Source organism: Acidiferrobacter sp. (assembly GCF_054609335.1).
Map to the genome: position 1 here is coordinate 1 of NZ_JBTRWP010000030.1, position 5,729 is coordinate 5,729.

Annotated in this window: 6 protein-coding genes; 1 reads left to right on the forward strand and 5 read right to left on the reverse strand. The window is 60.6% G+C overall.

Going from position 1 to position 5,729, the window contains the following annotated elements:
• Positions 1 to 479 precede the first annotated feature (479 nt).
• Complete coding sequence (locus tag ACYCTF_RS09230) at positions 480 to 623, forward strand: hypothetical protein (RefSeq protein ID WP_461283464.1); 144 nt, start codon at positions 480 to 482, stop codon at positions 621 to 623.
• Between the two features lie 520 nt (positions 624 to 1,143).
• Here ACYCTF_RS09230 and ACYCTF_RS09235 read toward each other — a convergent pair.
• From ACYCTF_RS09235 to ACYCTF_RS09255, 5 genes are all read right to left on the reverse strand, one after another.
• Positions 1,144 to 1,392, reverse strand: a complete 249-nt coding sequence (locus ACYCTF_RS09235) for a hypothetical protein (RefSeq protein WP_461283463.1) — start codon at positions 1,390 to 1,392, stop codon at positions 1,144 to 1,146.
• Between the two features lie 43 nt (positions 1,393 to 1,435).
• Entirely contained in the window at positions 1,436 to 1,807 is a 372-nt protein-coding gene (locus tag ACYCTF_RS09240) for a cytochrome o ubiquinol oxidase subunit IV (protein WP_461283462.1), read from the reverse strand.
• The gene (locus ACYCTF_RS09245; protein WP_461284794.1) at positions 1,797 to 2,435 is read right to left on the reverse strand and encodes a cytochrome c oxidase subunit 3; all 639 of its coding nucleotides are present in this window, start codon (positions 2,433 to 2,435) and stop codon (positions 1,797 to 1,799) included. Before ACYCTF_RS09245 ends, ACYCTF_RS09240 begins: the two co-directional genes overlap by 11 nt.
• Positions 2,436 to 2,474: 39 nt before the next feature.
• Positions 2,475 to 4,592 (reverse strand): cbb3-type cytochrome c oxidase subunit I, encoded by a 2,118-nt coding sequence (locus ACYCTF_RS09250; protein WP_461284795.1) that lies wholly within the window; start codon positions 4,590 to 4,592, stop codon positions 2,475 to 2,477.
• Positions 4,593 to 4,607: 15 nt separating this feature from the next.
• Positions 4,608 to 5,729, reverse strand: a 1,122-nt coding sequence (locus ACYCTF_RS09255; protein WP_461284796.1) for a COX aromatic rich motif-containing protein, incomplete at its 5' end; no start/stop codon positions are given.

Here is a 5,729-nt window from a genome sequence, read left to right on the forward strand (position 1 = left end):
CTCACCGAAGACAGGAACATGATCTGATCGTCGCGCGGGCCTGCTAGCTCTCGCGCCCACTATGCCGCCTGGAATCATACTTCACGATCCGGTGGCGGGGGATCATGATGGCACCCAGACGCCGATGAGCCCGCCGCGTCCTCAATTGCGCTCGCCGACATCACAGCTCTCCGATAAACACCCAGGAGCCGCCCTATCCGCAAGCGGAACACATGACAAAGACCTCCACCGGAAGGGCTGTGCCCTTGGGACAGCCTCGGCGCTGCGCCATAGGTTTTGATTCACCCAAGGGGGCGTCATCCGGCTTGTCCGCGCAGCCGTTGCGCGCGCCGATCGCAGGGCTCGCACCGCCGCGACTCCCTTGCCTCGCGGACCCGTTTTCAGTCTAGCCTATGGACTGGCGCGTACTCGGTGCATGAAGGACAATAGCGACTCGGGCACACCCCATCGACCTCACTTACACTCAGGTGGTCTCAGTCATGCTGCTTGCCTTTTTGATCGCGCTCATCATCATCACAGTCATCGCCACCTTCCCGACTTTCTGGATACGCCTTCTCACCGAGCGTGCGACGCGCTCGCGCAAGCCTGCCGGCACCGATCCCCAGGGCCCTTCTGGCGCCTGAAGCACCGGACTTATAGACACGGGGATGAGCCCCTCGGCGCCCGCCCTCCCCTACAAGCAGGCGCCGCCGCGCATCGATAAGGCTTCCGCACGCGCCAACCGCGGCGCCACATTGCACGCCCATGCCCCTACTGGCAGATCATGCGCGGCCTATTGTCTTTCCCACCATTCCCTTTTTCATCCATGGTTCCACCAAACGGGCCCACTACCCAATAGCGTGCTCTATCCGCCGTTCGGTCGCTACCCATGAACGCGAGAGTCGCTATGCTACGCGCACCCGTCTGTCATGACTCATGGGAATCTGTATGCATCCTAAATCAACGGACCGCCTCCCCTCATCCGTAACGTCATTCACCGCGCCTCGTGCAAGGCATGCGGTTTGTACACGCTACCCCGACATAGGCCGCACACCCCCGCTCTGCCGCGCGCCCCAGCGTGTCACGCAGGACATGGGGAACGTAATCGCACCAAGGGGCCGCGGCCGCACGAAGGCGTCCTGAAACGAACACCTATCGCGCGCCTCATGCCCACGCGGCGTTTTGATCGAAAGGCCCGGGCGTACTCGCTTGCACGACACCCTCATGCGCACGGAGCGCAAGAAAAAACCGGCCCCCCGCACGCGTCCCCCGGATGCCCGCGAGCCCCTGCGCGTTCTGTTCGGGACAGGTGGCGTTAGGCGCGGACGGCGCGGGACGTGTCGCTACCGTGTCACGGACCCGCCCACAGAGCCCGTGCGGCACCCAGTCGTTAACGGCCCGGATCGTGCGCACGACCCGATCCTGCCCCTGGCAAGGCCCCGAGCAGAGCTTGCCCCTAATGCCCAAAGGCGGGGGCATGCATCAAGGTGGGGATCATCGTGCGCGTATAAAGGGTCGCGAACATCCATGCGGTCAAGCCCACCGTCATCACCACGAGCGGTATGAATAACACCAAGGCGGCAGTCATCCAGGCCTGCGTCCTCGAGAAGTCGAGGCGCAACCAGAAGTAGCCCTGCACGAGCGTGAGAGCGGCGGCACAAGCCACTACGATCATCATAAGGCGCCATGACGTCCCTTCATGATGGACAACCAACCACAGGGGGCTCGCCGTCAGCAGCAGGGAGGCGATGTAGGCGCCTAGATATTGCCCGCCTCGCGCCAACTGGACCTGCGGGTGTTGCAAGGGATCGCGCGTCTCAAGCGACATGGAGGGCCCCCACCAGGTACACGAAACTAAAGACATAGATCCAGATGAAGCCCTGGAAGAACCAGAAGAGCTTCAGGTTCAGGAGACGGTAGACAACGTTCGGTGTAAATCCTGCGCGCACCACCTGCACCATCATGACAGCGATCCATAAGAGCCCGAACACGAGGTGCGCGCCATGATAGAGGACGAGCGTATAGAAGGCCGACAGATACCCGCTGCGTTCCGGAACCATGCCCTGTAAGGCAAGTTGCGCAAAGTCGCTCCCCTCGACCAGCAAAAAACCGCCTCCCAGGAAAAAAGCGCCGCCGAGCCCGGCAAGCACGACACGCCGGTCTCCCCGCTTCAGTCCGACCATCGCCGCGCCGTAGGCGAGTATCGCAGAAAAGAGCAACACGGTGCCCCAAAAAGCCGTCACCGGATGAATCACATCCCCCGGCCCAGGGCCACCCGCCGCATTGACCCTGTGATCCAAGACGATATAGCTCGCAAAAAGGCCCGACACGATCATGGCATCGCTCAAAAGGTACAACCAAAACCCGAAGGTCCGGGTCGCGATCATGTCGTGCTCACTGTGACTTTGATCCCACAGCACCGCAGTCGCCGGATCGACAGATATTTGCTGGCTCACATCGCCTCCTTCTTCCTGATCCCTTACTCTAAGACTCCGTCAAGGCCGCGCGAGCTCGCCATCCCGTAGGTGCGAGGCCACGGCTGCAGGATATGCCACCGCCCCGCCGGCCCGCCCCTCCACGGCGCCGGCCGCAGCTGCAACGTCCCCATAGGACGCCTCGATTTCCCGGATACGCGCGCCTGGCACTATATGTCCCGGATCCTCTCGAAAAGAGCGCACGATCACGAGAATTATGATGGCGAGTAAGCCTAAGACTGCCAGCCAATACATGCGCCACACAAGCCCAAAGCCGAGCGCGAAGGCGCATGCCCCCAGCATGAGCGGCAAGGGTGTGTTGTTCGGCAGGTGGATGTCTTCATAGTGGTCGGGATACGCACTTCCCAAACCATGCTCGCGCCGCCACGCCCACTCATCCCGGACATTGATATGCGGCTGCACCGCGAAGTTGTAGAAAGGCACGGGCGAATGGGTAAGCCATTCCAGACTGCGCGACGTCCCCCAGGCATCGGGCGTCATCACCCGATTCTGGGCGCGGTCGCGGATGCTCACGACCAGCTGCTTTACCATGTAGTAGCTTGCGATCACAAAAAGAACGATACCTCCCTCCTCCGCTATCAGAAGCGGACGCCACGACGTGAAAGGGATGTAGTCGATACGCCGTGGCATACCCATGAACCCAAGGGCATACATAGACCCGAAAAGCAGCACAGTACCGGCGCTGAAAAACCAAAAGGCACGCTTGCCCGTGCGTTCGTCCAACCTGAACCCGAAGACCTTCGGAAACCAGTAGTTGATCGCGCCGAAACACGCAAATCCCACCACGTTCAACATTGTATGAAAGTGTGCGACCACGAATACGCTATTGTGCACCGTATAGTTGATGGCAGGCATTGCCAGCATCATGCCGGTGAGGCCGCCGATCAAAAGCAACACCAGCGCGGCCAGGGCCCACAGCATGGGGACATCGAATCGTACGCGTCCGCGATAGAGCGTAAAGGCCCAATTGAAGACCTTGACCCCCGTCGGGATCCCCACCAGCATGCTTGCGATGCTAAAAAAGGCGTTCACGCCGGGGCCCGCACCCATGGTGAAAAAGTGATGCAACCAGACAGACCACGAGACCCCGCCTATGGCGATGCTGGCCACCGCCATAGTGATATAGCCAAAAAGCGGCTTCTCCGAGAAGGTCGGTATGATCTCGGAGAGAATGCCAAACGCCGGCAAGACCACGTAGTAGACCTCAGGGTGACCCCATATCCAGAAAAGGTCCGTGTACAGCATGAGGTTGCCCCCAAGGCCTGGGGTGAAGAAATGGGTCCCCACGTAACGGTCAAGACTCAGGAGCGCCACCGCCGCTGTGAACACCGGGAATGAACTCAAACCCACGATGCTCGTACTGAGCGCTGTCCAGCAGAATATCGGCATCTTGGTCCACGTCATGCCGGGGGCACGCATCTTGATGATGGTGACGATGATATTGATCGAGGCGAGCGTCGTGCCTATGCTGCCGATCTGCACAGCCCAGCTCCAATAATCCACCCCCACGCCGGGGCTATAAGCGAGTTCGGTGAGCGGGCTCAAGCCCACCCAGCCGGCATGAGAGAAATCCCCCACGAAAAGCGAGATCATGACAAGTCCGGTAGCCGCGGCCGTAAGCCAAAAGGACACGGCATTCAGATAGGGGTAGGCCATGTCGCGGGCACCGATCTGCAAGGGGACGATGATGTTCATGAGCCCGACCAGGATGGGCGTGATCGCAAAGAGGATCATGATCGTGCCGTGCGCGCTGTAGATCTGCCCGAAATGATAGGGTGGGAGATAACCGTGCAGGGCGCCCATATACCCAGGCGACTGAGGGCCCACCGCCATGACCTGCTGGGTGCGCATCATGACGCCGTCTATGAAGCCCCGAAAAAGCATCACGACCCCAAGCACGCAGTACATGACACCGATCTTCTTGTGATCCACGGAGGTCAGCCAATCGCGCCACAGGGTGCCCCAGGAACGTGAATAGGTGATAGCACCGAGGACCGCTAAGGCACCCAGGCTTACAAGCACGAAGGTCCCGAACAGGATGGGATTCTGTAAGGGAATCTGTTGGGCATCGAGCCTCCCGAAAAACGGGGTCCACGGCCCAGGGTAGCTCACTAACATCGGCACTCCTTTGCCTTATGGGATCAAACGCACTTTCATGGGCTTGGTCATGTCTTCAGTCATAGCAAGCGGCGTCCGGTACACCCGGCCGGCCATGGCACGCTCTATGACGTGGTCGAACAAACCCTTCTGGACCTCCGAAAAATGGCGGATCCTTTGCGCCACGTTGATCGTCGGCTGTGCAATCTGCGCAAACCGCGCGTAGCTTAAGGGATCATGCGCGGCCCGCACGCGACGCACCCATCTCTGGAATTGCGCGCGATCAGTGACACGCACACTAAACCCCATCCAAGAGAAACCGCCGCCGCTGAAATCGTCCGAATACCCGTGATAGACCCCCATGCGACTGGCGATCAAAGCCTGCTTCGTGCGCATCCCCGGCATGATGTCGATCTCCCCCACGAGCTGGGGTATGAAGAAGTCGTTCACGACCGTGGCCGATGTGAGATCGAACTTCACCGCAGTACCAACGGGGACGACCAGCTCGTCCACTGTCGCTAGCCTCTGTCTCGGGTAGATGAACACCCACTGCCAGTCGGTAGTGACAACCTGCACACGCAAGGGGCGCCCCGCATGCGTACCCGGTGCCGCAGTATCGACCCTTGTAGGCGGCGCACGATGCGCCAAGTCCTGGTCCGCGTGCCCCCGGCGCGCAAGGGCGTGATGCAGGGCAAGCGGATCGTAGGGGTTGGTCGCAAGCACGCTTTTTACGGAGACGTACGATAAGTAGCCCACAACCAAAAGCGGCACGCCCCACACCAGGACCTCTATGACGAGCGAGGCCGTAAACGTGGGATCATAGCGGCGCGAGGTATTGCCTACTCTATAGCGCCACAAAAAGGCCGCTACGAGACCCCCGGCTACGAGCACTACGCACCCCATGACCACGGCGTCGAGGACGGTCGTGTGCCACTCAGTCCGAGCGATCGCCCCCTTGGGGTGTAGAAGCCAGTATCCCTTTTGGGCGCAACCGCTCAGAAGCGGAAGCCATGCGAACCTAAGGGCCCGCATCGCGTGCCCGTTGCGCCATGCCATAGTCATTCCCCGCTGAAATGCGCGCCCATTGTATAGGGGCTGAAACGCAGCCTCATCAGCCCTTCGCATGATGCCGCGGATATTTAAGGCCTGCCGCCGCCG